Origin of the sequence: Streptomyces sp. NPDC052225 (assembly GCF_040679615.1) — a bacterium.
Classification (GTDB): Bacteria; Actinomycetota; Actinomycetes; order Streptomycetales; family Streptomycetaceae; genus Streptomyces.
This window is the reverse complement of sequence record NZ_JBFAVD010000047.1, coordinates 1-25,975: the sequence shown is the minus strand read 5'-3', so window position 1 is coordinate 25,975 and position 25,975 is coordinate 1. Positions and strand designations below refer to the sequence as shown.

The 25,975-nt window shown below is 71.2% G+C and carries 24 protein-coding genes; 6 read left to right on the top strand and 18 right to left on the bottom strand.

The features are described from left to right. Nucleotides 1-161 precede the first annotated feature (161 nt). The 9 genes from AB0L37_RS37165 to AB0L37_RS37125 all read right to left on the bottom strand — a co-directional run bounded on the left by AB0L37_RS37165 (nucleotide 162) and on the right by AB0L37_RS37125 (nucleotide 9,917). On the bottom strand, nucleotides 162-1,010 hold the full coding sequence (locus AB0L37_RS37165; protein WP_365516173.1) for an ATP-binding cassette domain-containing protein: 849 nt from the start codon (nucleotides 1,008-1,010) through the stop codon (nucleotides 162-164). Beyond that, nucleotides 1,007-2,062: an ABC transporter permease gene (locus AB0L37_RS37160; RefSeq protein ID WP_365516170.1), complete on the bottom strand. Its 1,056-nt coding sequence runs from the start codon at nucleotides 2,060-2,062 to the stop codon at nucleotides 1,007-1,009. The genes AB0L37_RS37165 and AB0L37_RS37160 overlap by 4 nt, the downstream gene beginning before the upstream one ends. Further along, on the bottom strand, nucleotides 2,059-3,063 hold the full coding sequence (locus tag AB0L37_RS37155; protein ID WP_365516167.1) for a sugar ABC transporter substrate-binding protein: 1,005 nt from the start codon (nucleotides 3,061-3,063) through the stop codon (nucleotides 2,059-2,061). The genes AB0L37_RS37160 and AB0L37_RS37155 overlap by 4 nt, the downstream gene beginning before the upstream one ends. A gap of 140 nt (nucleotides 3,064-3,203) precedes the next feature. Next, nucleotides 3,204-4,205: a sugar ABC transporter substrate-binding protein gene (locus AB0L37_RS37150; RefSeq protein WP_365516165.1), complete on the bottom strand. Its 1,002-nt coding sequence runs from the start codon at nucleotides 4,203-4,205 to the stop codon at nucleotides 3,204-3,206. A gap of 111 nt (nucleotides 4,206-4,316) precedes the next feature. Continuing rightward, a complete protein-coding gene (locus AB0L37_RS37145) occupies nucleotides 4,317-5,306 on the bottom strand; it encodes an ABC transporter ATP-binding protein (protein WP_365516163.1) in 990 nt (329 codons plus the stop codon). Between the two features lie 11 nt (nucleotides 5,307-5,317). Beyond that, nucleotides 5,318-6,370, bottom strand: coding sequence for an ABC transporter ATP-binding protein (locus AB0L37_RS37140; RefSeq protein ID WP_365516160.1), 1,053 nt, complete (start codon nucleotides 6,368-6,370; stop codon nucleotides 5,318-5,320). After that, complete coding sequence (locus AB0L37_RS37135) at nucleotides 6,367-7,251, bottom strand: ABC transporter permease (RefSeq protein WP_365516157.1); 885 nt, start codon at nucleotides 7,249-7,251, stop codon at nucleotides 6,367-6,369. The genes AB0L37_RS37140 and AB0L37_RS37135 overlap by 4 nt, the downstream gene beginning before the upstream one ends. Then, nucleotides 7,248-8,237: an ABC transporter permease gene (locus tag AB0L37_RS37130; protein WP_365516154.1), complete on the bottom strand. Its 990-nt coding sequence runs from the start codon at nucleotides 8,235-8,237 to the stop codon at nucleotides 7,248-7,250. The genes AB0L37_RS37135 and AB0L37_RS37130 overlap by 4 nt, the downstream gene beginning before the upstream one ends. A gap of 9 nt (nucleotides 8,238-8,246) precedes the next feature. Next, nucleotides 8,247-9,917, bottom strand: a complete 1,671-nt coding sequence (locus AB0L37_RS37125) for an ABC transporter substrate-binding protein (RefSeq protein WP_365516151.1) — start codon at nucleotides 9,915-9,917, stop codon at nucleotides 8,247-8,249. Between the two features lie 273 nt (nucleotides 9,918-10,190). Here AB0L37_RS37125 and AB0L37_RS37120 point away from each other — a divergent pair, with 273 nt between their 5' ends. The 3 genes from AB0L37_RS37120 to AB0L37_RS37110 all read left to right on the top strand — a co-directional run bounded on the left by AB0L37_RS37120 (nucleotide 10,191) and on the right by AB0L37_RS37110 (nucleotide 14,407). Then, nucleotides 10,191-11,210: a LacI family DNA-binding transcriptional regulator gene (locus AB0L37_RS37120; RefSeq protein ID WP_365516148.1), complete on the top strand. Its 1,020-nt coding sequence runs from the start codon at nucleotides 10,191-10,193 to the stop codon at nucleotides 11,208-11,210. Nucleotides 11,211-11,354: 144 nt separating this feature from the next. Further along, nucleotides 11,355-13,298, top strand: coding sequence for a cellulase family glycosylhydrolase (locus AB0L37_RS37115; protein WP_365516145.1), 1,944 nt, complete (start codon nucleotides 11,355-11,357; stop codon nucleotides 13,296-13,298). An 86-nt stretch (nucleotides 13,299-13,384) separates the two neighbouring features. Next, nucleotides 13,385-14,407, top strand: coding sequence for a Gfo/Idh/MocA family oxidoreductase (locus tag AB0L37_RS37110; protein WP_365516142.1), 1,023 nt, complete (start codon nucleotides 13,385-13,387; stop codon nucleotides 14,405-14,407). 27 nt (nucleotides 14,408-14,434) lie between these two features. On the opposite strand, the gene AB0L37_RS37105 is transcribed toward AB0L37_RS37110, so the two are convergent. The 5 genes from AB0L37_RS37105 to AB0L37_RS37085 all read right to left on the bottom strand — a co-directional run bounded on the left by AB0L37_RS37105 (nucleotide 14,435) and on the right by AB0L37_RS37085 (nucleotide 19,398). After that, nucleotides 14,435-14,860 carry a PaaI family thioesterase gene (locus AB0L37_RS37105; RefSeq protein WP_365516139.1) on the bottom strand — a complete coding sequence of 142 codons (426 nt, stop codon included), beginning with the start codon at nucleotides 14,858-14,860 and terminating at the stop codon, nucleotides 14,435-14,437. Between the two features lie 32 nt (nucleotides 14,861-14,892). After that, on the bottom strand, nucleotides 14,893-16,074 hold the full coding sequence (locus AB0L37_RS37100) for a cytochrome P450 (protein WP_365516136.1): 1,182 nt from the start codon (nucleotides 16,072-16,074) through the stop codon (nucleotides 14,893-14,895). A 31-nt stretch (nucleotides 16,075-16,105) separates the two neighbouring features. Continuing rightward, entirely contained in the window at nucleotides 16,106-17,347 is a 1,242-nt protein-coding gene (locus tag AB0L37_RS37095; protein WP_365516133.1) for an ROK family transcriptional regulator, read from the bottom strand. Nucleotides 17,348-17,438: 91 nt separating this feature from the next. Next, complete coding sequence (locus AB0L37_RS37090) at nucleotides 17,439-18,104, bottom strand: response regulator transcription factor (protein WP_365516131.1); 666 nt, start codon at nucleotides 18,102-18,104, stop codon at nucleotides 17,439-17,441. A 22-nt stretch (nucleotides 18,105-18,126) separates the two neighbouring features. After that, on the bottom strand, nucleotides 18,127-19,398 hold the full coding sequence (locus AB0L37_RS37085; RefSeq protein ID WP_365516128.1) for a histidine kinase: 1,272 nt from the start codon (nucleotides 19,396-19,398) through the stop codon (nucleotides 18,127-18,129). A gap of 179 nt (nucleotides 19,399-19,577) precedes the next feature. On the opposite strand from AB0L37_RS37085, the gene AB0L37_RS37080 reads away from it, so the two are divergent. Next, nucleotides 19,578-19,796 carry a hypothetical protein gene (locus AB0L37_RS37080; protein ID WP_365516125.1) on the top strand — a complete coding sequence of 73 codons (219 nt, stop codon included), beginning with the start codon at nucleotides 19,578-19,580 and terminating at the stop codon, nucleotides 19,794-19,796. Nucleotides 19,797-19,805: 9 nt separating this feature from the next. Here AB0L37_RS37080 and AB0L37_RS37075 read toward each other — a convergent pair whose 3' ends face one another. Both AB0L37_RS37075 and AB0L37_RS37070 read right to left on the bottom strand, forming a co-directional pair. After that, nucleotides 19,806-20,237, bottom strand: a complete 432-nt coding sequence (locus AB0L37_RS37075; protein ID WP_365516122.1) for a ribonuclease — start codon at nucleotides 20,235-20,237, stop codon at nucleotides 19,806-19,808. Between the two features lie 64 nt (nucleotides 20,238-20,301). Beyond that, nucleotides 20,302-21,210, bottom strand: coding sequence for a DMT family transporter (locus AB0L37_RS37070; protein WP_365516119.1), 909 nt, complete (start codon nucleotides 21,208-21,210; stop codon nucleotides 20,302-20,304). A gap of 266 nt (nucleotides 21,211-21,476) precedes the next feature. Here AB0L37_RS37070 and AB0L37_RS37065 point away from each other — a divergent pair, with 266 nt between their 5' ends. Continuing rightward, a complete protein-coding gene (locus AB0L37_RS37065) occupies nucleotides 21,477-22,208 on the top strand; it encodes an SDR family oxidoreductase (RefSeq protein ID WP_365516117.1) in 732 nt (243 codons plus the stop codon). 65 nt (nucleotides 22,209-22,273) lie between these two features. Here the strand turns inward: AB0L37_RS37065 and alc are convergent, their stop codons facing one another. Next, on the bottom strand, nucleotides 22,274-23,398 hold the full coding sequence (alc, locus tag AB0L37_RS37060) for an allantoicase (RefSeq protein ID WP_365516114.1): 1,125 nt from the start codon (nucleotides 23,396-23,398) through the stop codon (nucleotides 22,274-22,276). A 5-nt stretch (nucleotides 23,399-23,403) separates the two neighbouring features. Further along, nucleotides 23,404-24,750, bottom strand: a complete 1,347-nt coding sequence (gene allB / locus AB0L37_RS37055) for an allantoinase AllB (RefSeq protein WP_365516112.1) — start codon at nucleotides 24,748-24,750, stop codon at nucleotides 23,404-23,406. Between the two features lie 226 nt (nucleotides 24,751-24,976). Between allB and AB0L37_RS37050 the strand changes: the two genes are divergently transcribed. Further along, nucleotides 24,977-25,777, top strand: a complete 801-nt coding sequence (locus tag AB0L37_RS37050; RefSeq protein WP_365516109.1) for an IclR family transcriptional regulator — start codon at nucleotides 24,977-24,979, stop codon at nucleotides 25,775-25,777. Nucleotides 25,778-25,975: the final 198 nt, after the last annotated feature.

The following is a 25,975-nucleotide window of genomic DNA, read 5'->3' as shown; positions in this document are numbered from 1 at the left end:
CCTGCCACATCCACCCACGAGCCCCCGCGCCCCTGAAATGCCTGCGCTTCGCGCGCATTTCCCCGATAAAGGCTGAGCGGCGAAGCCGCTCGCCTTTAGGGGCGCGGGGAACTGCGCGGCCAGCCCCCACGCACCCGCAGCCGCGAAACCGGTGGCACGCCCTACTTGGACGCGTCCGTCGGGTGACCCCCAAGGTGCGTGGGTACCGGAGCGCGTTCCAGCTCGTGACGGAGGTCGTCCAGTTCCGAACCGCCCGCCATCTGCCGCGTCAGCTCGTCCAGCGAGATCTCGTCCCGCGTGTGGCTGCCGAACATCGCGCCGCGCTTGAGGAGGACGAAGCGGTCGCCGACCAGGTACGCGTGGTGCGGGTTGTGCGTGATGAGGACCACGCCGAGGCCCGCGTCCCGCGCCGCGGCGACGTACTTGAGGACGACGCCGGACTGCTTGACGCCGAGCGCCGCGGTCGGCTCGTCGAGGACGAGGACCTTCGCGCCGAAGTAGACGGCGCGGGCGATCGCCACGCACTGGCGCTCGCCGCCGGAGAGGGTGCCGATGGGCTGGTCGACGTCGCGCAGGTCGATGCCCATGCGGGCCAGTTCCTCGTGCGTCGTGCGGCGCATGAACTCGACGTCCATGCGCTTGAAGGGGCCCGTGCCCTTCGTCGGCTCGGAGCCGAGGAAGAAGTTGCGCCAGACCGGCATCAGCGGGACGACCGCGAGGTCCTGGTAGACCGTGGCGATGCCGCGGTTCAGGGCGTCGCGGGGGTTCGACAGGCGCAGTTCCTCGCCCTCGATCGAGAACGTGCCCGCGTCGTGCTGGTGCAGACCCGCGATGATCTTGATGAGGGTGGACTTGCCGGCGCCGTTGTCGCCGAGGACGCAGGTGATCTCGCCCGCGTGGACCTCGATGGAGACGTCCTCAAGGGCGCGGATGTTGCCGTAGTACTTGCTGACCGAGGCCAGCTCCACCAGGGGGGCCGCCGGGGCCGTTCCGGTCGTCGGGGTCGTCACTTGATCGCCTCCGCGCGCTTGCGGACCCACGCGTTGAGCAGGGTCGCGAGGAGCAGCATCGCTCCGAGGAAGAACTTGAACCAGTCCGAGTTCCACTCGGCGAACACGATGCCCTTGCTGGTCATGCCGAAGATCAGCGCGCCGATGGCCGCGCCGACCGCGGAGCCGTAGCCGCCGGTGATCAGGCAGCCGCCGATGACGGCCGCGACGATGTAGATCAGCTCGTTGCCGACGCCCTCGCCGGACTGGACGACGTCGTACGAGAACAGCAGGTGCTGGCCGGAGATCCAGGCGCCGAACGCGACGCCCATGTAGAGGCCGATCTTGGTCTTGTTGACCGGGACGCCGACCGCGCGGGCCGCGTCCACGTCGCCGCCGACCGCGAAGATCCAGTTGCCGGCGCGGGTGCGCAGCAGGATCCACGTCGCGATCAGGATCAGGGCCAGCCACCACAGGATGGTGATCTTGAAGTCGACGCCGCCGATGGTGATCGTCGAGGCGAAGACCTTCTTGGCGGAGGAGAAGCCCTCCATGTCCGCGATCGACTTCGTCGACACGGTGCCGCTGATCAGCTTCGTGAAGCCCAGGTTCATGCCCGTCAGCATCAGGAAGGTGCCGAGCGTGATGATGAAGCTGGGGAGTTTGGTGCGGGTCAGCATCACGCCGTTGAAGGCGCCGATGGCGAGGGTGACCAGAAGCGAGACCCCTACGCCGACCCAGGTGTTCGCCGTCATCTGGTAGCTGAACATCGACGAGACAAGCGCCGACGACGTCACGAGGACGCCCGCCGAGAGGTCGAACTCGCCGCCGATCATCAGCATCGCGACCGGCACGGCCATGATGCCGAGCGTCGAGGCCGCGTACAGGACGGTGGCCAGGCTGGCGGGCCGCAGGAAGCTGTCCGCGACGACCGAGAAGAAGACGAACACGGCGATGGCGCCGACCACCGAGCCGAGCTCGGGGCGGCCCATCAGCTTCTTCCAGGGCGAGGTCCTCAGGAGCCGTTCGTCGAGCTGCGGCTCGGGCTGCTTCTCGGGAACGGTCGTGGTCATCGTGTCCCCCGCTTCGCGTATTCCTCCAGCTCGGCGGCCTGATCCTTGGTGACGATCTGCGGTCCGGTGAGGACCGGCTTGCCGCCGCCGAGCACGTTGGCGTTGTACTTGTACAGCCACAGCAGGTCCACGGCCTCGTAGCCCTGGAGGTAGGGCTGCTGGTCGACGGCGAAGCCGAGGCTGCCGTCCTGGAGGCCCTGGGCGACCTTCTCGTTGAGGTCGAACGTCTCGATCTCGGCCTTGCTGCCCGCGTCGTCCTTGGCCTTCACGGCGGTGGCGGCGAACGGGGCGCCCAGCGTGACGACCGAGTCGATGGACTTGTCGGACTGGAGCTTGGCCTCGATGGCGGACTGCACGTCGGGCATGTTGGTGCCCTCGACGTAGAGGTTCGTCATCGTGCCCTCGAACTTCGACTTCGCACCGGCGCAGCGCTGCTCGTGGCCGACGTTGCCCTGCTCGTGCAGGACGCACAGGGCCTTCTTCTTGCCGCGTTTGTTGAGCTCCTCGCCGACGGCCTCACCGGCGATCGTCTCGTCCTGGCCGATGTGGGTGAGCGCGCCGAACTTCTTGGACTCCTCGGAGCCCGAGTTCACCGTGATGACCGGGATCCCGGCCTTCTCGGCGCGGGCCACGGCCGCCTTCATCGCGTCGGGCTTGGCCAGCGTGACGATGATGCCGTCGACCTTCTTGTCGACCGCGGCGTCGACGAGCTGGGCCTGCTGCTGGGCCTCGTCGTTGTGCGAGTACAGGAAGTTGATGTTGTCCTTGACCGCCGCCTGCTTGGCGCCGTTCTGGACGATGTCCCAGAAGGTGTCGCCGTCGCCCGAGTGGGTGATCATCGCGAAGGTCCAGCGGGGGGTGTTCACCGCCGCCTTGCCCTGGGCCTGCTGCGCCTTCCTGGCATCCTCCGCCCGCTTGCCGCCGGTGCTGCTGCACCCGGCGAGCGAGAGCCCGAGGGCCCCCGCTACGGCGATGCTCACCCAGGTCCGAAACCGTGCCACGAGGCCGTGCCCTTCTTGGTCTGCTGCGTCGTACACCGGGGCCGACGCTGGGCCGGACCCGGTGGACCATTTACCGGTCCTTGGGGACCAGTTTGCGGTCCCAAACGCACAAGTATGGGTCACGGGGATCATGCATCCATTCACCGGGTACCGCGCGCGGTGTACTTCTCCAGCTTCGGCACGTCCTTCTCGGTGACGAGCGCGGGGCCGGTGAAGACGGGCTTCCCGCCGCCGAGGACGTTGGCGTTCGTCTTGTAGAGCCACAGTTCGTCGACGGCCAGATAGCCCTGGAGATACGGCTGCTGGTCCACGGCGAACGAGACCTCCTTGGCCTTGAGGCGGCGTACGACCTCGGCGTTCAGGTCGAACGTGGCGATCTCGGCCTTGCTGCCCGCGTCGTCCTTGGCCTTGACGGCGAGCGCCGCGATGGGGGCGCCGAGCGTGACGATCCCGTCGATGGACTTGTCGGCCTGGAGCTTGGCCTCGATGGAGGACTGGGAGCCGGGGGCGTTGGTGCCGTCCACGTTCAGGTTCTCGACCGAGCCCTTGAAGGTCTTCTTCACGCCTGCGCAGCGCTGCTCCAGGGAGACGTTGCCCTGTTCGTGGATGACGCACAGGACCTTCTTCTTGCCCTGCTCGCCCAGCTCGGTGCCGACCGCCTCGCCGGCCACCGACTCCTCCTGGCCGATGTGGCTGAGCGCGCCGAACTTCGCCGAGAACTCGGAGCCCGAGTTGATGGACACGACCGGGATGCCCGCGGCGGTCGCCTTCGCGAGGACCGCCTGCATGGCCTGCGGCTTCGCGAGGGTGACGACGATCCCGTCGACCTTCTTGTCGATCGCGGCCTGGACGAGCTCGGCCTGTCCCTTCGCCTCCTTGTCGTTGGAGTAGAGGAACTGCACGTTGTCCTTGGCGGCCGCCTGCTTGGCGCCCTTCTGCACGATGTCCCAGAACGTGTCGCCCTCGCCGGAGTGCGTCACCATCGCGATCTTCATGCGGGGCGTGCCGACGGCCTTGCCTCCCGTGGCGCTGTCGTCGGTCTTGTCCTCGGCGTCCTTGCCGCCCGATCCGCTGCACCCGGCGGCGAGGGCGATCACCGCGACGAGGGCCGCGGCCGTACGGGCTGTTCGCGTCGTGAGCATGGTCGAGCCACCTCTCCTCCGGCCGCCCGGTGCGGCTGGAGGTGTTTGTAGCGGGGTCGCACGGCAGCGTCAATGGCTTTGTCAGAACATTCGGACCACGAGACGGCGCGCTCAGTCCGGGGCGGCTTCCAGCCAGCAGCGGGAGGCGTGGCCCGTGCCGTCGAGTTCGACGACGGGTGGACGCTGTGCGCACCGTTCCATGGCGAACGGGCAGCGGGCCCGGAAGCGGCAGCCCTCGTCGCGCGCGTCCGCCGGCTCCCGCAGTTCGGCGCTGCGGGAGCCGCGGGCGGCGAGGCGGGCGGCGCGGGCCTCGCGGGCACGCTCCCGTGAGCCCGCCGCGCCCGGCGCCGCGGAGGCGAGCAGCTGGGTGTACGGGTGCCTCGGGCGCAGGATCACCTCGTCGCTGGGGCCGCGCTCGACGATCTGGCCGCGGTACATGACCATCACGTCCGCCGCGAAGTGCCGTGCGGTGGCCAGGTCGTGGGTGACGTAGAGGAGAGCGAGCCGGCGTTCCTCCTTGAGGCGGTCGAGCAGGCCGAGGATCTCCAGACGGATGGAGACGTCGAGCATGGAGACGGGTTCGTCGGCGAGCAGGACGTCCGGCTCGGGAGCCAGCGCCCTGGCGATGGCCACGCGTTGGCGCTGGCCGCCGGAGAGCTCGTGCGGGCGTTTGCGGGCGATGTCGGCGGTGGGGGTCAGGTTCACGGAGTCGAGCAGGGACGTGGTGCGGGCGTCGACGTCGGCGCGGGTGGCGGCGCCGCTCACCAGGAGGGGCCTGCGCAGGTGGTGGGCGACGGTGTGGGCGGGGTTGAGGGAGGCGAAGGGATCCTGGAAGACCATCTGTACGGCGCTGCGGTAGGCGGCGGGGCGTGTGCGCTCCGCTCCGGCCAGGCTGATCCGTCCCTCGGAGGGGGTGATCAGCCGTGACAGGGCTCGGACCACGGTGGACTTGCCGCTGCCGCTTTCTCCTACGAGGGCGAGGGTGTGGCCGGGGTGGAGGGTGAAGGTGACGTCGTCGACGGCGCGGAGGGGGGTTGTGCCTCGGCGTTTGAAGTCGACGGTGAGGTTTTCCACTTCCAGTGCGGCGGTGGCTGTGGGCATGGGTGTCTCCCTCAGGAATCCGTCGGCCGCGACAGGGGTGAGGGCACGGGGCTCTGCCCCGGACCCCGCTCCTCCATCGCCGGAGGGGCTTGAAAGGCCCGATGGCATGCCGCCCGTCCTCCCGTGGGGCCCACCGGTTCCAGTTCCGGGCGGAGCGTCTCGCAGAGGGCGTACGCCGATGCGCAGCGGTCACGGAAGGCGCAGCCGGGGGTTGGCAGGCGGAGGTCGGGGGGCTGGCCCGGGATGCCTGTCAGGTCGCGGCGCGCGCCGGTGAGCGCGGGGAACGAGCGCAGGAGGCCCTGGGTGTACGGGTGGACGGCGCCGCCCGCCGCGATGCGGGCCGTGTCGGCGTACTCGATGACGCGGCCCGCGTACATGACGGCGAGACGGTCGCTGATCTCCAGGAGGAGGTTGAGGTCGTGGGTGATGAAGACGACGGCGAAGCCGAGGCGCTCCCTCAACTGCTCTATCTCGTCCAGGATTTCGCGCTGCACGACGACGTCGAGTGCGGTCGTCGGCTCGTCCATGATGACGACGTCGGGGTCGAGGGCGAGGGCCATCGCGATGGCGACGCGCTGGCGCATGCCGCCGGAGAGTTCGTGCGGGTGGGAGCGCAGGCGTGTGCGGTCGATGCCGACCAGTTCGAGCAACTCCCCTGCCCGCAGGCGGCGTTGGGAGGCGGTGAGGCCGGGGCGGTGCGCGCGGAAGATGTCGTCGAACTGGCGGCCCACGGTCGTGACGGGGTTGAGGGCGTTCATCGCGCTCTGGAACACCATGGCCAGGCGGTTCCAGCGCAGCGCCCGCAGCCCTTCCCGGCCGAGGTCGTACAGGTCCGCGCCGTCCAGGGTGACGGAGCCGCCCGCGAGCCGCGCCGGGGGCTGGAGCAGCCGGGCCAGGGCGAAGGCGAGGGTGGACTTGCCGCAGCCCGACTCGCCCGCGATGCCGAGGAGTTCGCCGCGGCGCAGCTCCAGGGAGACGTCGCGTACGGCGTGGGTGGGGCGGCCGTCCCCGGTGTCGTAGACGACGTCGACGTGGTGGGCGGCGAGCAGGATGTCGTCGGTCATGGGCGGCGCCTCCTCACGCGCAGGCGGGGGTCGAGGATCTCGTCGAGGCCGAAGCTGACGAGCGAGAGGGCCGCGCCGAGCACGGCGATGGCGAGGCCAGGCGGGATGAACCACCACCAGGAACCGCCCGCGAGGGCCTCCGCGTTCTGTGCGAAGTAGAGCATCGTGCCCCAGGTCAGGTTGGACGGGTCGTCGAGGCCGAGGAACGCGAGGCTGGCCTGGGTGAGCACCGCGAAGATCACGGCGAAGATGAACTGCGAGACGATGATGGCCAGTTCGTTGGGGAGGATCTCGACGAGGACGATGCGCCGGCGCGACTCCCCGTACAGGCGGGCCGCGAGGACGTAGTCCCTCGTACGGAGCGAGAGGGTCTGGGCGCGCAGGACGCGGGCCGACGCGGCCCACGTCGTCAGGGCGATGACCAGGATCGTGGAGGCGGTGCCCGCGCCGACGTACGCGGCGACGACGATGACGAGCGGCAGGCCCGGGATGACGAGGAAGACGTTGCTGATGAGGGAGAGCGCCTCGTCGGTCAGGCCGCCGGCGAAGCCGCCGCCGATGCCGACCAGGACCGAGACGACGGTGGCGACGACGGCCGCCGCGGCGCCGATGAACAGGGTGCCGCGGGTCGCGACGACGAACTGGGCGAAGACGTCCTGGCCCGTCTGGGTCGTGCCCAACCAGTGGGCGGCGGACGGGGGTTGAGTCAGGTCGGCGCCGACCTCGTTCGGGTCGCCGAGGAACAGCGGGCCGAGCAGCGCCACGAGGACGAGGGCGGCGAGCACGCCGAGGCCGATGCGCAACCGGCGCGAGCGCAGGGCCGCGCGCAGCCGTCCCGCACGGGGTGCGGGGGCGGCCAGGGCCGTGACGGGCGCGGTCATGACGTCACCTGCCGGGTGCGCGGGTCGACGAGGGCGTAGACGAGGTCGACGAGGAAGTTCGCGGCGAGCACCGCGAAGGTGATCATGAGGAAGACCGCCTGCATGAGGGGGTAGTCGTTGTTGGTGACGGCCTGAAGCATCGTGAAGCCCATGCCGGGATACGAGAAGACGATCTCCATGACGAGGGAACCGCTGACGATGAAGCCGAGGGTGATGGCGAAGCCGGCGACGGAGGGCAGCACGGCGTTGCGGGCGGCGTAGCCGATCATCACCGTACGGGGGCGAAGTCCCTTGGCCTCGGCGGCGATCACGTAGTCCTCGGCGAGGGTCGACACCATCATGTTGCGCATGCCGAGCATCCAGCCGCCGACCGAGCTGAGCACGATGGTGACGGCGGGCAGGATGCCGTGTTCGACCGCCGAGCCGAGGAAGTCCGCGTTGAGGCCGATGTCGTACGTCTCGTCGTAGCCGCCGCCCTGCGGGAACAGGTGCGACACCTGGGTCGTCAGGTAGATCAGGAGCAGGGCCACCCAGAAGTACGGGATCGCGGCGAGGAACGTCGCCGACGGGACGAGCGCGTCGAGCTTTCCGCCGCGCCGCCAGCCCGCGAGGGTGCCGAGGGTGATGCCGAGGACGACGCTGAGCAGGGTCGCCATGCCGACGAGGACGAGGGTCCAGGGCACGGCCTGGCGGACCACGTCGCCGACCGGGGTCGGGAAGAACGTGATGGACAGGCCGAAGTCGAGATGGGCGAGGGAGACGAGGTAATCGCCGTACTGCTGGGCGATGTTGCCGTCGCTCAGGCCCAGCATCTTGCGCAGGGCGTCCTCCTGACCCGGCGTCACCGAGCCGCCGATGCTCTGCATGCGGGAGAGCATCAGCTGCACCGGGTCGCCCGGGATCAGGCGCGGCAGGAGGAAGTTGAGGGTGAGCGCGAGCCAGGCGGCGACGGCGTAGAAGCCGAGTTTGCGGAGGATGTGACGCATCGCCGGCCCCTACTTGGCGGGCTTGAGGCGGGCGGCGACCCAGCCGCCGTCCGGGTCGAGCCAGACGGACGGGGCCGCGTACAGGTTCTCCTCGGTCGGGTAGCCGGTGACGTTGTTGCCGTTGAACTCGGCCTCGTTCTGGGCGGCGAACAGCGGGATCAGCGGCATGTCCTTGATGAACTCCCGCTGGATCGCGTAGTAGTGCGGCTTCTGCTTCTCCAGGTCGGTGGTGTCGGCGATGGCGGCGAGGGCCTTGTCGACGGCCGGGTTCTTGTAGCGGCCGTAGTTGCCGACATTGGTCGTCCTGCCGATGGCGGGGGCGATGGCGCTGTCGAGGAGCTGGTCGTAGTAGGCGCGCGGGTCGGGCGTGTATCCGTAGTTGCTGAGCAGGAGTTGGAAGCGTCCGGTGGCCTGGGCGTTGGCGAACTGGGCGTAGGCGACGGCCTTGATGTCGAGTTCGATGCCGGCCTTCTTCAGCTGCTGCTTGGCCATCTGGGCGACGCTGATGTAGTCGGTCCAGCCGGAGACCAGGGTCAGGTCGAGGCTGAGTTTCTTGCCGTCCTTGGTCCAGGTGCCACCGCGCTTCTCGTAACCGGCGGCCTTCAGGTACTGGTCGACCTTGGCCTGCCCGGTCTCGAACGTCGCGTCCTTCAGGGACGGGTCGAGGACGGACTCGAAGTTGGGGCGGAGCAGGGCCATCGGGTTGATGGCGGGGGCCTGGCCGTCGTAGACGCTCTTGCTCATGAAGTCGCGGTCGAGGGCGGCGCTGACCGCCTTGCGCACGTTCGGGTCGGCGGTCGGGCCCTGGGCCGCGTTCGGCACGAAGTACGTGACGGCCAGGGGGATGTTGACGAGGGCGAACTTGCGGTTCTTGTCGAGGTAGTTCTTCTTGATGTTCGGGATGAAGCCGCCCGCCCAGTCGGTGCGGCCCGAACTGATAGCGGCTGTCGCGGCGTTGTTGCCGCTGAAGGAGAGGTAGCGCATCGTCTTGAAGCCGGGCAGGCCCTTGACGTAGTAGTCGTCGCGGGCGGCGAGGTCGAGGGTGGTGCCCTTGACGGACTTGACCTTCCACGGGCCCGTGCCGACCGGGTCGGTGTTGAGGTCCGTCTTCTTCTTGGCGTCGGGGATCTTCGACCAGATGTGCTTCGGCAGCATCTTCACCTTGCCGAGCAGGAAGTACTCCTTGGTGTACGCGGCCTGCGTGAAGGTCACGTGCACCGCGTTCTTCCCCTTCGTGGTGATCGTGCCGAAGGGGATCGCGTACTGGTTGAGCTCGGCGTTGTCCTTGGCGATCTGGAAGGTGTACGCGACGTCCTCGGCCGTGAACGGCTTGCCGTCGTTCCAGGTGACGCCCGAACGGATCGTGAGATCGAGGGACTTGCCGTCGGCGCCCCACTGGTAGTCGGTGCCGAGCCAGTCGTCGACGTCGCCCGCCTTCGCGGCGTTGAAGTGGAACAGCGGCTCGTAGATCATGCCGTGGGTCGCCTGGAGGGGCTGCGGGGCGAAGGGGTTGAAGTTGCGGACGAAGTTCCCGGTGGAGCCGGTCGACACGGTGAGCACACCGCTGCGCGCGGCGCCGCCGCTGTCGTCACCGCCACCGCAGGCGGCGAGCGGGACGGACAGGAGCAGGGCGGCGGTCGCCGCGACGGCCCGGCGGCGGGAGAGGCGGGCGGAATTCATGGCGGAATGCATCTGGGATTCCCTTGCTGTCGCTGTGGCACAGGGGTGGCTCAGGCGTTGCTAAGGGGTGCTGCTCTCGCAGGGTCGCCGATGCGGTGGTCCGCGCACCGTCGGCGCCGTGAAAGTAAACGCGTGCGAAAGTGGCTGTCAATGCGCTTGCATGACTCTCGCCCGCATTCAACTGAACCGGATTAGCTGGGCAGTTCATCGAATATCGTCGAACTCGCAGGCCATCTCCCGTACGACGTGTCGGGCCCGAGTGAGGAGTTCCGAGTGAAGCGACCCACCATGGCGGACATCGCGCGCCGCGCCGGTGTCACGAAGGCCGCCGTGTCCTTCGCGCTCAACGACCGGCCGGGGGTCTCGGCGCCGACCAGGCGCCGCATCCTCGCGATAGCCGAGGAGCTGGGCTGGCAGCCCAACAGCGCGGCGCGGGCCCTGTCGGACGGCAGGGCGGGCGCGTTCGGCCTGGTCATCGACCGGCCCGCGCGCACGCTCGGCCTGGAGCCGTTCTTCATGCAGCTGGTCTCGGGCATCCAGGCCGAACTCATCACCGACGCCACGCCGTTGGTGTTCACGATGGCCGAGGACCAGGCGGCGGAGATCGCCCTGTACCGCTCCTGGTGGGCGCAGCGCCGGGTGGACGGGGTGTTTCTGGTGGACCTGAAGGCGCACGACGCGCGGGTCGCCGTCCTGGAGGAGCTCGGCATGCCGGGTGTGGTGATCGGGGCACCGGTCGGCACGGGCCGGCTGCCCGCCGTGTGGAGCGACGACGGGGTCGCGGTGCGCACCGTGGTGCGGCATCTGGCGGAGCTCGGGCATCGCAGGATCGCCCGGGTCAGCGGCCCGTCCGCGCTGCGCCACACCATGATCCGTACGGAGGCGTTCACCGCGTACGTACGGGAGTTGGGCGTCGAGGGCCGGATCGTGGAGGCCGACTACAGCGGCGAGCAGGGCGCCCGTGCGACGCGGGAACTCCTGGCTGTGGGTCCCGCCCGTCCGACCGCGATCCTGTACGACAACGACGTGATGGCCCTGTCGGGACTGACCGCGGCGCAGTCCCTCGGGGTGCGGGTGCCGGACGACCTGTCGCTGGTGGCGTGGGACGACTCGGCGCTGTGCGAGCTGGTCCATCCGTCGCTGACCGCGCTGAGCCGGGACATCGCCGCGTACGGGGCGCATGCGGCGCGGCGGCTGCGGGAGGCGGCGGGCGGGCGCGAGGTCGGTGACCTGGAGGATCCGCCGCCGCGGCTGACGGTGCGCGGGAGCGTGGCGGCGGTACCGCTCTCGTAAACCGGTTAATTGATCGTCATGCATGCGCGCATGCGGTATTGACGCTAAACCGGTACAGCGCTTCACTCGATGCGCAGTACGCGGCACGCCCGTCCGCAACGGGCCGCGCTCTTCATGTCACCCATTTTCAGGGAGAGTTCACCGATGCCGCGTTCCGCTGCCCGGATTTCCCTCGACGGCCGCCCGGTCACCTGGATCGGAGCCAATTTCTGGTCCCGCTCGGGCGGGCCGCTGATGTGGCGCTCGTACGACCCGGAGCTCGTCACCGAAGAGCTGACGGTGCTGCGCGACCACGGTCTGAACATGACGCGGTCGTTCTTCTACTGGCCCGACTTCCACCCGCGGCCGGACGCCGTCGACGAGGAGTTGTGCGCGCACTACGCCGACTTCCTCGACCGGCATCGGGCGCTCGGCATGACGACCGTGCCCACGTTCCTGGTCGGCCACATGTCCGGCGAGAACTGGGACCCGGCCTGGCGCGGCGGCCGGGATCTGTACGGCGACGTGTGGCTGGTGGCGCGGCAGGCCTGGTTCGTACGGGAGATGACGCGCCGTTTCCGGGACCATCCCGCGGTGTCGGGCTGGCTGATCTCGAACGAGATGCCGATCTACGGTGCGGCGGGGGCCGAACGTGACGTGGTCGCGTCCTGGGCGCAGTTGGTGGTCGACGCGGTACGCGCCGGAGGCGGGGCGCAGCCCGTCTCGCTCGGTGACGGCGCCTGGGGCATCGAGAACTCCGGGCACGACAACGGCTTCTCGGTACGGGACGCGGCCCGGCTGTGCGACTGGCTCGGCCCGCACGTGTACCGCATGGAGGACGACCCCGTGCGCCAGCATTACGCGGCGGCCTGGGTGTGCGAGCTGACGTCGACGTTCGACAAGCCCGTCGTGCTGGAGGAGTTCGGCCTGACGTCCGCCTTCGCCTCGGACGAGAACGCGGCGGCGTACTACCGCCAGGCCCTGCACAACAGCCTGCTGTCCGGGGCGACCGGCTGGATCGCCTGGAACAACTCCGACTACGACACCCCGGCGCTGCGCGAACAGCCGCCCTACCGGCACCACGCCTTCGAGATGTACTTCGGGCTGACCGACAGCGCGGGCCGGCCCAAGCCTCAGCTCCGCGAACTGCACGCCTTCTCCAGGGTGTTGGAGGACGTGGACTGGGAGCGGTGCGTGCGCGAGGACACCGACACCGCGCTCGTCGTGTCCTCGTATCTCGACACGCCGTACCCGTTCACACGGGCCGAGGACCGCGGCCATGTGCAGGAGACCGGGCGTCAGGCGTGGATCGCGGCGCGGCTCGCGGACGCGCCGGCGAGCGTGGTGCGTGAGAGCGACGGGGAGCTGCCCGTCGGGTACCGGCTGTATCTGGCACCGTCGGTCAAGCAGTTGCTCGCCCCGACCTGGTACCGCCTGGAGGATCTGGCGCGCGGCGGCGCCACCGTCTATGTCTCCTACTCGCCCGGCGCGCACGAGGAGCAGCGCGGTCCTTGGTACGCGCGGCTCGACCAACTCTTCGGCGTACGACACCAGTTGACGTACGGCCTGGTGAACCCGGTCGAGGACGACGAGGTGACGTTCGTCGTCGAGCGGGACTTCGGGACCCTCGGCGCCGGGACCCGGCTGACGCTGCGGGCGGCGGGGACGGCGGACAGCCGGTGCTTCCTGCCGGTCGAGGTGGCGGACGACGCCGAGGTGATCGCCGTGGACGGGCGCGGACGGCCCGCGCTCGTGGAGCGGCGGGTCGGGGCCGGGCGGCTCGTCCTGTGCACCTACCCCGTGGAGCACATGGCGGCCGTGACACCGCGTGTGAACCCGGAGGCGTCGAGCCGGATCTATGACGCGCTGGCCGCGGTGGCGGGGGTACGCAGGCCGGTGACGGTGGCGGACCCACGGGTCGCGGTGGACCTCGTGGCCCACGAGGACGGACACCGCTGGGTGTGGCTCGTCAGCCAGAGCCCCGCCGAGCTGCCCGTGAAGCCGGTCGTCGCCGACGGCTGGCGGCTGAGCGCGCGGGACGGTGCGGTGGTGGAGGCGGTGACGCTGCCCCCGTACGGGGTGGAGGTACTGCGCCTCGACGCGGTCTGAGCGGGCGGACCCGACCCCGCCCGCCCGGGGGGGGTATGTCAGGACAAAGGATTGACAGTATCTGGGTGGGGCGGCACGTTGGGTCCATGCGCATCGGACTGATCGGAACGGGCCGCATCGGCACCTTTCACGCGGGCGTCCTGGAGCGGTACCGGGAGGTGGGCTCGCTCGTCGTCACCGACGCCGAGCCCGCGCGGGCCGCGGCGCTCGCCGACCGGATCGGGGCGACGGCCGCTCCCAGCGTCGACGAGATCTTCAGATGGGGCGTGGACGCGCTGGTGATCACGGCCGCCACCGCCGCCCACGCCGAGCTGATCGGACGGGCGGCGCGGGCCGGGCTGCCCGTCTTCTGCGAGAAACCGATCGCCCTCGACCTGCCCGGGACGCTGGCCGCGCTCCGGGAGGTCGAGACGGCGGGCACAGTCCTCCAGCTCGGCTTCCAGCGGCGCTTCGACGCCGGGTACACGGCCGCGCGCGAGGCCGTACGGGAGGGCAGGCTCGGGCGGCTGCACACGGTGCGGGCGATGACGTCCGACCCGGCGCCGCCGCCGGCCGCGTATCTGCCGCTCTCCGGGGGCCTGTACCGGGACTGTCTCGTGCACGACTTCGACATCCTGCGGTGGGTGACCGGGCGGGAGATCGTCGAGGTGTACGCGACGGGGTCCGACGCGGGGCCCGCGATGTTCCGGGAGGCCGGGGACGTGGACACGGCGGCGGTCGTGCTGACCCTGGACGACGGGACGCTGGCCACGGCCACGGCGACGCGGTGCAACGGCGCCGGGTACGACGTGCGCATGGAGCTCTCCGGCGAGCGCGACACGGTGGCCGTGGGCCTCGACGACCGCACGCCGATCGCCTCGACGGAACCGCAGGGCCCGCCCCCGGCGGACAAGCCGTGGCCCGGGTTCCTGGAGCGGTTCGCGCCGGCGTACGAGGCCGAGCTGAAGGCGTTCGTGGACGTGGTGCGCGGGGTCAGGGAGAACCCGTGCGACGGCTGGGAGGCCCTGCGGGCACTGCGGGTCGCGGAGGCGTGCGAGATGTCGCGGGCCGGGCGGCGCGTGGTGCGGATGGAGGAGGTCCCGGGCGCGGGCGCCGACGGCCGACCCTGACGGCGGCGACGAGACGGAGCCCGACGGCTACACCGTCAGGACCGTGCCCTGCGCCACCGCGCACAGCTTCTCCGCACCGTCCTCGTCCCGCACCACGAGGTCCACCCGGACCACGGCCTGCCGCCGGCCCGCGCTCACCACCTGGGCGCGGGCCGCGAGCGTCGCGCCCTGCGCCGGGCGGACGTACTGGATGGAGAAGCCCGAGGTCAGCACGGACGGGCCGAGGGCCGCGCCCGCCGCGAACGTCAGGGCATTGTCCGCGGCGTAGGCGAGGACCCCGCCGTGCAGGAAGCCGTTCTGCTGGTGCAGTTCGGGCCTGATGTCCAGTTCGAGCGTGGCCGCGTCGTCGCCGAACTCGGTGATGCGGGCCTGGAGCAGCCTGCTGAACGGCTGGGACTCCAGGGCCTTGCGGGCGAGTTCGAGATCGAAGACGGGACCGGGACCGGTGGACATCGGGGGCTCCTCCGTACGAGTGTCGGGTGCGCCTACCAGCGCACCGGCAGTGTACGAACCCCGCGCATCAGCATTCCGGGCAGCCAGCTGTCGGGCGGTGCGTCCAGGGCGAGGCCGGGGCAGCGCTCCAGCAGGGAGCGGATCGCGATCCGTCCTTCGAGGCGGGCGAGCGGGGCGCCCAGGCAGTAGTGGATGCCGTGGCCGAACGCCATGTGGCCGCGCGCGTCCCGCCGGATGTCGAAGGTGTCGGGCGTCTCGAACCGCTCCGGGTCGCGGCCCGCCGTGCCGATCCCGACGAGGACGGGCGCGCCCGCCGGGATCACCGTGCCGTCGATCTCGACAGGCTCGGCGGCGAAGCGGTGCGTGGCCGTCTCGACCGGGCCGTCGTAGCGCAGCATCTCCTCCACGGCCCCGTCCAGGAGGCTCATGTCGGCGCGCAGGTCGGCCAGTTGGCCGGGGTGGTCGAGCAGGGCACGCACCCCGTTGCCGATGAGGTTGACGGTGGTCTCGTGGCCGGCGACCAGCAAGAGGAAGGCCATGCCGCGCAGTTCGTACGGCGAGAGGCGGTCGCCGTCCTCCGCCGTCGTGCGGATCAGCGCGCTCAGCAGGTCGTCGGCGGGCGCCGCGCAGCGCTTGTCCTCGATCAACTCGTCGAGGAATCCGGTGATCTCGACGAACGCCGCGCTCTCCTCCTCACCGCTGGTGGGGGCCACGATCTGCGTCGACATGCGACGGAAGCGGTCGCGGTCGATGTCCGGTACGCCGAGCAGCTCGCAGATCACGACGAACGGCAGCGGGAAGGCGAGCGCCGCGATGAGGTCGGCGCTGCCGCGCGGCACCATGTCGTCGAGCAGCTCGTCGGTGATCTTCTGTATGCGCGGGGCGAGCGCGGCCACCCGGCGCGGCGTGAACTCCCGGGTGACCAGGGAGCGCAGGCGGCCGTGCTCGGGCGGGTCGGCGAAGAGCAGGTGCCGCCCGATGTCGCTGGCTTCGAGGCCCCACGGCGGCGTCTTGACCAGCCGCGGGTCGGTGAACGCGGCCCGCGCTGCCTCGTGCCCGACGATCAGCCACAGCTCCTCGGCAGGCCCTGGGCCCGGGGTGCGCACATGGTGGACGGGGCCCAGGCGGCGCAGCCGCTCGTACACGGGATAGGGGTCGGCGAAGAACTCCGCCGAGCCGCCCGCGCACTCCCCCAGGTCGATGATCTCGCCCATGCCGCACCACACCCCTTAGGTCACCACCCGGCTAACTCGCGCCGCTCACGATCCGTTCCCGGCGCGCCCCGCCCGTCTCCAGGAACCGCTCCAGCGGCAGCGTCGCCGCGCCGACGGTCACCGCGTCCGTGCCGAGCCTGCCGAGTTCGACGGTGGTCTGCGCGAAGGGGTGGCGCAGCGCGTACGCGGCGGCCGCGCGGCGCACCGGTTCGATCAGGCGCGGCCCGAGCAGCAGTCCGGCCCAGCCGCCGACGACGATCCGCTCGGGGTTGAACAGGTTGACGAGGTCGGCGATGCCCGCGCCGAGGTACTCGGCGGTCTCGGCCAACAGGCCGTCGGCGGACGGGTCCTGGAGCAGCTCGGCGAGGGCGCCCTCCTCGTCGGGCGAGGTCCACGCGCCGCCCGCCTCCCGCCACCGTTCGAGCAGCGACTCCGCGCTGACGTACGCCTCAAGGCAGCCGCGCGCCCCGCACCGGCACTCCCGGCCGCCGACCTGGAGGACGGTGTGGCCCCACTCCCCCGCGCTGCTGGACGAGCCCTGGTACGGGACGCCGTCGGCGATGACGCAGGCGCCGACGCCCGAGCCGATGAGGGCGATCACGGCGTTGCGGGCACCGCGGCCCGCGCCGAACCACATCTCGGCGCGGCCGAGCGTCTTGGCGCCGTTGTCGATGAACAGCGGGAGTTCCGGGGGGAGTTCGCCGGGGGCGCGCAGCATCGACTCCAGCGGGACGGCGTCCCAGCCGATGGTCTGGCCGTGCACGACGGCGCCGTCCGTGCCGGACGCGTCGACGATGCCGGGTACGCCGATGCCGACGCCGAGGAGCGAGTCGGGCGCCACGCCGGACTCGGCGATGACGCGGGTCAGACCGGTGGTGATGAGGCGTACGACATCGTGCGCGTCGTACTTGCCGTCCCGCCGCCCGTCGGGCAACGGGGCGTCGGAGCGGGCGAGTTCGCCCCGCGCGAGGTCGAACAGCTCGACCCGCACGCGGGTCTCGCCGACGTCCACGCCCACTACGTGCCCACTGCCGGGCGCGACGCGCAGCAGGGTGCGCGGCCGGCCCCCGTCGGATTCGACGGAGCCCGCCTCCTCCAGGAGGCCGTCGGCGACGAGTTCGGCGACGACGTTGCTGATGGAGCCCGAGCTGAGCGCCGTCAGCGGCCCCAGCTCCTGTCTGCTGAGCGGTCCGTCGAAGTACAGCTTGCGCAGCACGATGGCCCGGTTGCCCCGGCGCAGATCGCGCACCGTCCGCCGACGTGGTCCTGACATCCCTTGCTCCCGCCCCTGTGCACCGCAGCGACCCCACTTAGATCACGATGTGAATTTACCCGACGCCCCCTGGGGAGGCGCAGCGTCTTGCTCAGCGTTCCTCCAGCAACCCCGCGTCGTGCACCAGCAGCGCGATCTGGACGCGGTTGTTGAGGCCGAGCTTCGTCATGATGCGGGAGACGTGCGCCTTGACCGTGGCGACGCTCATGTAGAGGGTCGCGGCGATCTCCGCGTTGGACTTGCCGCGGCCGACCTCGACGGCCACATCCCGTTCCCTGTCGGCGAGTCGGCCGACGCGCTCGCGTGCTCCCGCCGTGCGGATCTCGCGCTCGGAGGCCGCCGCGTGGGTCATCAGCTGGCGGGTGACGGCGGGCGACAGGACGGGGTCGCCGGCCGCGACGCTGCGCACGGCGTCCAGGATCTCGGCGGGGCCGGCGTCCTTGAGCACGAATCCGGCGGCGCCCGCGCGCAGCGCCCGCAGCACCTGCTCGTCCGCGTGGAACGTGGTCAGGACGACGACCTCGGGCGCCTCCGGGCGGGCGCGCAGCCGCTCGGTGGCCGCGAGGCCGTCCATGACCGGCATCCGGATGTCCATGAGGACGACGTCGGGCCGCACGGTCGCGGCCACGTCGAGCGCCTGCGCCCCGTCGGCCGCCTCCCCGACGATCTCGACGTCGTCCGCCCCGCCGAGCATGAAGGTCAGGCCCGAGCGGACCAGGGCGTCGTCGTCGACGAGCAGCAGCCGGATCGTGTTCATGCGCCCCACCGTAGATGCCCGCCTATCCCCAGGGCAGCCACGCCCGTACGGCGAAGCCGCCTTCGGGGCGCGGCCCGTGGTCGAGGGTGCCGCCCGCGAGCGTGGCGCGTTCCGTGAGGCCGATCAGGCCCTGGCCCGAGCCGGGGACGTGCGGCACGTCGCCGGGCGGCGGTGGGTTGCTGACCGTGACGGCGAGGCCTTCGCCGGGGGCGCCGGAGACGCGGACGGCGACCTCGGCGCCGGGCGCGTGCTTACGGGCGTTGGTCAGGCCCTCCTGCGCGATGCGGTAGGCGGTGCGCCCGGTGGAGGCGGGCACGGAGTCGGCGTCGCCGACGCGGTTGTCGAGGGTGACCTTCATGCCGGCCTCTCGGGACTCCGCGACGAGGGTGTCGAGGGCGGCGAGCGTGGGCTGCGGGCGCCCCGACTCCTCGCCGTGGTCGGCGGCGCGCAGCACGCCGATGATCTCGCGCAGGTCCTGGAGCGCCTCGTGCGCGCTCTCCCGGATGACACCGGCGGCCCGGGCGATCTCCTCGCGGGGCGCGTCGGGCCGGAACTCCAGGGCGCCCGCGTGCACGCTCAGGAGCGTCAGGCGGTGCGCGAGGACGTCGTGCATCTCGCGGGCGATGGCCTCGCGGGCGAGGCGCTGGGCCTGCTCGGCGCGGAGCGCGGCCTCGGTCTCGGCGCGCAGGGCGCGCTCGCGCAGCGACATCAGGAGCTGGCGCCGGGAGCGGACGAACATGCCCCAGCCGACGACGGTCGCCGTGATGATCACGGTGAACGCCACCGACAGGGCGTAGGTCGACTCGGGGTCGGGCCGCAGCCAGAAGAAGAACGGGACCAGCGCGATCGACGCGCCCGCCACCCGGGCCACGTAGCGGAAGGGGCGGTGCACGGCGAGCGTGAAGATGGCGATCATGACGGCGCCGGTAGCCGTGTTCGACAGGAAGCCGACCGGCACCATCGCCACCGCGAAGCCGAGCGGCCAGCGCCGGCGCACCCAGACACCCGCGCAGGCCAGCGCCCCGACCACCTGGTCGACGCCGGCCAGTGCGGTCGGGGTGTTCGGGTCGTCCCCGACCTGCTCGGCGAGGATCAGGCCGAGGAAGACGGCGAGGAAGAAGCAGGCGAAGTCGACGATCCAGTCCCGGGCTGTGCGCCGCCCGCGTGCCGGCCGTCCCTCGGGGTCCAGGTCGAGTTCGTCGGCGACGGCGGAGGGCAGCAGGCGGCGGCGCCACGGCAGCGGTGTCCCGTCGCCCCGCTCCGCGTCTCCCGTGGTCTCTCGCGATGCCTCCATGGTCGACAAATCTACGCACGATGGGCGGCGCGCACCGCCCCGTACGGCCCGCCCGCGACCAAAGTCGCGCACCCGTCGACTTCGGTCGCGGGCGCGCGGAGCGGGCGTCGACTTCCGGCGCACGGGGCTCGCCCCGCGGCCGATGTGGGTGGGGGGTCCGCGGGGCGAGGGTTCCGTGCATGAACAACAAGCAGCTGAGGCGCATGCTGGAGATCGTCGGCGGCCTCGCCCTGCTCCAGGGCGCGGTCGGCCTCGTCCATGAGTTCACGGGCTGGTTCGGCTGGGGCGTCATCCAGCACGTGGGCCTGCTCGACGGCCGCGAGGTGTACGGGAGCATCGCGCTGATCGTGCTCGCGATCGCCCTGTTCGCGGCCGCCGAGGAGCGGAAGAGCGACTAGGGCCTGGCGTCAGCAGCCGTAGTCGATCAGGTCGAAGGACGCGTAGTGGTCGGACGTGTAGTAGTCCTCCACGTGGTCGGCCAGGGCCCCGCCGGTGACGATGCGGCGCGCGCCGCGGTCGCTGGAGCCCGGGGTGATCACGGTGAACTCGTGGTAGTAGCCGGACGTCTTGGCGGGCAGCAGGCCCTCCGAGTTGCGGAAGACCGTGCCGTCCTGCGCGTACGGGTACGGGCCGCCGGACGCGATCAGGTCCAAGGTGTCGTACGCCTGGGAGGGCAGGGCCGAGTAGCAGATGTCGCCGTACGACGCGGCGGCGAGCGTGGCGGCGGACGTGGGGGCGGGTGCGGCCGGTGCGGCCTCGGCGGTGGCCGTGAGGGAGCCGCCGACGAGGAGGGCGGCGGCGAGGGCTACGGCGCTGAAGATGCGTGGGGGTGTCTTCATGCCCTTAGTGTGACGCGCGTAGACGGGGTCATGTCAACGCCAACTACCGCTTGTTTTCCAGGAGTTAACTCGCGGCCCTGCGGCCCCAGCCGGTTCCGGCCAGCACCAGAACCGCGCCCAACACCCCCATCACGCCCAGCCGTTCACCACCCAGGGCGATACCGGCCGCAGCCGCCCAAAGGGGCTCGGTGCCGAGCAGCAGGCTGACGCGCGAAGGGGACGTACGGCGCACGGCCCACATCTGCACGAAGAACGCGAAGAGCGTGCAGAAGACGGACAGGAACAACAGCCCAGCCCAGTCGGCGGGTTCGAAGGCCGCCGCCGCGTCCCACGGCGTCGAACCGGTGCCGGGCACGGCGCAGAGCAGCGCGAACACCACGACGGCGGAGCCGAGTTGGACGCTGGTGAGGGGCAGCGCCTCCGCGCCCTGGACGGACTTCAGGCGGGCCATCGTGAGCACGTGCACGGTACGGGCGAGGGCGGCGAGCAACATCAGCAGATCACCCGCCGACGGTGTCGTGAAACCGCCCCCCTGCGTGAGCAGCACGACGCCGAGCACGGACGTGCCCGCCGCCCCGAGGAACGCGCGGGAGGGCCTGACCCGCGTGACGGCCGCCTCGGCGAGCGGCGTGAAGATCATGGTGAGGCTGATGATGAGGCCCGCATTGGTCGCCGAGGTGTGCACGACGCCGTACGTCTCGAGGAGGAAGATGCCGCTGAGGATCAGACCGAGCGTGCCGGCGCCGCGCCACTGGGCGGCGGTCAGCGCGCGCAGCGCCCGCCATCCGGCGGCGGCGAGCACGGGCAGCACGATCCCGAAGCGCAGGACGAGCACCGCGAGCACGGTGGACTGCGTGGTGACGCCCTTGGCCGCGAGATAACTGGCGCCCCACACGACGGCGACCGCGAGCAGCGGGACGTCGGTGAGCCAGGCGCGGGCGGGGCGGGATGCGGGCAGGGCGAGGGCACTCACGGGCGGGTCTCCGGCTGCGTCGGACTTCAGAGACGGACTCTGAGGACTTCTGAGGCTGTGGAGACGTCGGCGGCTCGCACGGGAACGATCACCGTACCCGCGCGTGACCTCGAAGGCCATGGGCCCGGCGCCGGCAACTGCCGTACAGGCAGGGGGGCCAGGGGCTCGTCTCCGCGCGCCGGTCTCGGTGTCCGATTGCCGCCAGCGTTCGCCGTCGTACGTCGCTGTACTTGAAGTCACAACGAACGACGACCTCAGGAGAGAACATGAACGGCAAGGTGGCCCTGGTGACCGGCGGCTCGCGCGGGATCGGTGCGGCGACGGCGCTGCGGCTGGCCGAGGACGGGTTCGACGTCGCGGTCAGCTACGTACAGGGCAAGGAGGCCGCCGAAGAGGTGGTGCGCCGGGTGGAGGCCCTGGGGCGGCGCGGCGCGGCGGTGCGCGCGGACGCGGCCGACGCGGCGGAGGCGGCCGGGGTGGTCAGCGCCGCGGTGGACCGGCTCGGCCGGCTCGACGTCCTCGTCAACAACGCGGGCGTCGGCGCGCTCGGCCCGCTGGACGCGCACTCCCCCGCCGACGTCGACCGGGCGATCGCGGCGAACGTGCGCGGCGTCTACCTCACCACGCAGGCGGCGGCCCCCGTACTGCCCGACGGCGGCCGGATCATCACGGTCGGCTCGTGCATGGCGCAGCGCGTGCCGGGACCCGGCGGCACGCTGTACGCGATGAGCAAGGCGGCGCTGATCGGTCTGACCAAGGCCCTGGCCCGGGAGCTGGGCGGGCGCTCGATCACGGCGAACATCGTGCACCCCGGCCCGATCGACACGGACATGAACCCGGCGGACGGGCCGAGCGCGGACTGGCAGGCGTCGATGACGGCGCTCGGCCGTTACGGCCGCGCCGAGGAGGTCGCCGCGACGGTCGCCTATCTGGCGGGGCCCGACGCGGTGTACGTGACGGGCGCCGAGCTGGCCGTCGACGGCGGGTTCGCCGCGTGAGGGCCTGAACGATCGGCGGGGCGCCCGGTGCTGTCAGGCCGGGCGCCCCGCACGTCCGTACGGCGCTACGCTCCCAACTCGGCGTGGCGCGCGACCAGTTGGGCGGAGCCCTGCTCGGTCAGCGAGCCGAACAGGCGCAGTCGCGAGATGCCGCCGTCGGGGTAGATGTCGATCCGGGCGTGCGTGCCGACCGCCGGGGTGTCGAGCACGAAGCGGTGGTTCGTGTCGGGCTGGAGCCGGGTGCGCGGAAGGACCTCGGCCCACTCCCCGTTCTCGCCGTCCTTCACGGACACGGACGCCCATCCGGCGCTGTTGCCCTTCAGGTACGCGGTGTCGATCTCCAGGGCGCGGATCTGCGACTGGGCGACGAGCCGGTAGCGGATCCAGTCGTTGCCGGTGTCGCGGCGGCGCCGGGTCTCCCAGCCGTCGTCCATCTTGCGGGAGTAGCCCGGCTGGATGGTGTTCGAGGCGGGTGAGTAGAAGAGGTTCGAGGCGTCCTCGGCGCGGCCGCCGTTGGCCAGGGCGACGACGTCGAAGGTGCCGAGGGTGGCGAGCCATGCCGGGTCCGGGACGACCTCGCCGTACACGCGCAGCCGGGCGATGCCGCCGTCGGGGTGCTGGTTGACCCGCAGGTGCGTGAAGCGCTGCTCGACGTCGACGGCGAAGCCGTTCGCCGCGTGGCCGCCAACTGCCGTGCGGGGAACGAGGGTCACCCACTTCACGTCGTCCGCGAGGAGTTCCTCGGGGGTCGGCGCGCCCGCCACGGAGGCGGCCTCGACCGACACGGCCTGCGGGTAGTTGCCGCGGAAGTGGGCGGTGTCGACGACGATGCCACGGACGACGCCGGGGGCGCCGAGGCGGACGAGCGCCCAGTCGTGGTCGTCGGCGGCGGGCCACGGGTGGTCGGCGCCGGTGCCACGGCGACGGCGGGTCTCCCAGCCGTCCATGATCTTGCCCTTGTGACCGAAGTGCTCCGGGTCGAACTCGGCGCGCTCGGGGATGAGCAGGTTCTCGCGCTGCGCGAAGAACTCGTCGTTCGCGGCGATCACACCGGCGCCGAGCGAGCGCGCGGCGAGGTCGGTGTACCGCGTGAACGGGAAGTCCGCGGTGCGGTAGTCGGCGTACGGGTCGCCGCCGCCGTAGGGGCTGGCGTCACCGGTGAAGCTGGGTATCCCAGAAGGCGCGGACATGGTGGTTACTTGTTCCTTTCGAGCAGCTTGCCCTGCGGGGCGGTGAACTCGCCCTCGGCGACGATGCGTTCACCGCGCAGCCAGGTCGACTTGACGACACCGTGCAGCGTCTTGCCCGCGTACGCGGTGACGCGGTTGCGGTGCTGGAGCGCGGCCGGGTCGACGGTGAAGGTCTCCTCGGGGGCCAGGACGGCGAAGTCGGCGTCGCGGCCGACGGCGATGGCGCCCTTGCGGTCGTCGAGCCCGACGAGCTCCGACGTACGCGAGGACATCCAGCGCACCACGTCCTCGAGGGAGTGGCCGCGCGAGCGGGCCGCGGTCCACACGGCCGACAGGCTCAGCTGGAGCCCGGAGATGCCGCCCCAGGCCGTGGCGAAGTCGTCGGTCTTCAGGTCGGCGGTGGACGGCGAGTGGTCGGTGACGACGCAGTCGATGGTGCCGTCGGCGAGCGCCTGCCACAGCAGGTCCTGGTTGGCGGCCTCGCGGATCGGCGGGCAGCACTTGAACTCGCTCGCCCCGTCCGGGACTTCCTCGGCGGTGAGCGTGAGGTAGTGCGGGCAGGTCTCGACGGTCAGCCTGACGCCCTCGGCCTTGGCGGCGGCGATCAGCGGGAGCGCGTCGGACGACGACAGGTGCAGGATGTGGACGCGGGCGCCGATCCGCTTGGCGGTGTCGATGAGCCCCTTGATCGCGACGTCCTCGGAGACGCGCGGTCGGGTCGCGAGGTAATCGCCGTACTTGGGACCGGAGTTGTGCGGCGCGACGTCCAGCTCGTGCGGGTCCTCGGCGTGCACGATGAGCAGCCCGCCGAACCCGGCGATCTCGGCCATGGAGGCGGTGAGCTGGTCCCCGTTCAGATGGGGGAACTCGTCCACGCCCGACGGCGACAGGAAGCACTTGAAGCCGAAGACGCCGGCGTCGTGCAGCGGGCGCAGGTCCTTGACGTTGTCGGGCAGGGCGCCGCCCCAGAACCCGACGTCGATGTGCGCCTTACTGGCCGCCACGTCCTTCTTCGTACGGAGGTTCTCCACCGTCGTCGTGGGCGGCAGGGAGTTGAGCGGCATGTCGACGAGGGTCGTGATGCCGCCGGCCGCGGCGGCGCGGGTGGCGGTCCAGAAGCCCTCCCACTCGGTGCGCCCCGGGTCGTTCACGTGGACGTGGGTGTCGACGATGCCCGGCAGCAGCACGTCGTCGCCGAAGTCCTCCAGGCGGGCGCCCGCCGGTACCTCCGCGTCGTGCGCGAGCACCGCCGCGATCTTCCCCGCGGCGACGGCGACCGATGCGGGCCGCGTACCGTCGGGGGTGATGACGCGGGTCGAGCGCAGCACCAGTTCGACTTCGCCGTCCGACACCCTGGACCTCCGTACGTGAGTTTCGACGTTCAATTTCAACGTTCTGTTGAAGGAGTTTTCACTCCGACTTCGCGAACAGTCAAGGGTCTGGACGTTTCCACAAAGTGAAATTACTATTCCGGTACGCAGAACGTAGCTACCGACGAACTTAGAGGTCAAGGGATCACCGGGCGGGAAACCGCCGGGTACGCTGCATCTCTGCCTGCCCGCCTCGAAAGGATGCGCCGTGCCGACGTCCAGCGCCAGCACCACCGACACCGCCAAGTCCGCGCCCAGCGGCGGTGTCCAGTCCCTCGAGCGCGCCTTCGATCTCCTGGAGCGGATGGCGGACGCGGGCGGCGAGGTGGGCCTGAGCGAGCTCTCCGCGAGCAGCGGCCTGCCGCTCCCCACGATCCACCGCCTGATGCGCACCCTGGTCGCCTGCGGTTACGTACGTCAGCAGCCCAACCGCCGCTACGCGCTCGGCCCGCGCCTGATCCGGCTCGGCGAATCGTCGGCCCGGCTGCTCGGCACCTGGGCCCGGCCGTATCTCGCGCGCCTCGTCGAGGAGACCGGCGAGACGGCGAACATGGCGCTGCTCGACGGGGACGAGATCGTGTACGTCGCCCAGGTGCCGTCCAAGCACTCGATGCGGATGTTCACCGAGGTCGGCCGGCGCGTTCTGCCGCACTCCACGGGAGTGGGCAAGGCGCTGCTCGCGGACGCGCCGGCGGACGAGGTGCGGGCGCTGCTCGGCCGGACCGGGATGCCGGCGGCGACCGAGAAGACGATCACGACGGCGGACGGGTTCCTCGACGCTCTGGAAGACGTGCGGCGGCTCGGGTACGCCGTCGACGACAACGAGCAGGAGATCGGGGTGCGGTGCCTTGCCGTCCCGGTGCCGGATTCGCCCACCGCTGCGGCGATCTCCATTTCGGGTCCTGCGGGCCGGGTGACCGAGGCGGCCACGGAGAAGATCGTGCCGGTGCTTCAGCAGGTGGCCCGCGAGCTGTCGGAGGCGCTGGCGAGCTCCGGCTCGGGGTCTTAGGCGGCTTCTCACCGGGGCGGAGCGGTTTCGTCGCCGGGTGCGGCTTTCGTCGTGGCTGGTCGCGCAGTTCCCCGCGCCCCTGAGATGCGCACCTTCGGTGCGGCATCTCCCCTATGAAGGCTGCGCGCAGCGCATGCCTTTAGGGGCGCGGGGAACGGCGCGAACAGCCCCCACTCACGCGCACCCGGCACACACACG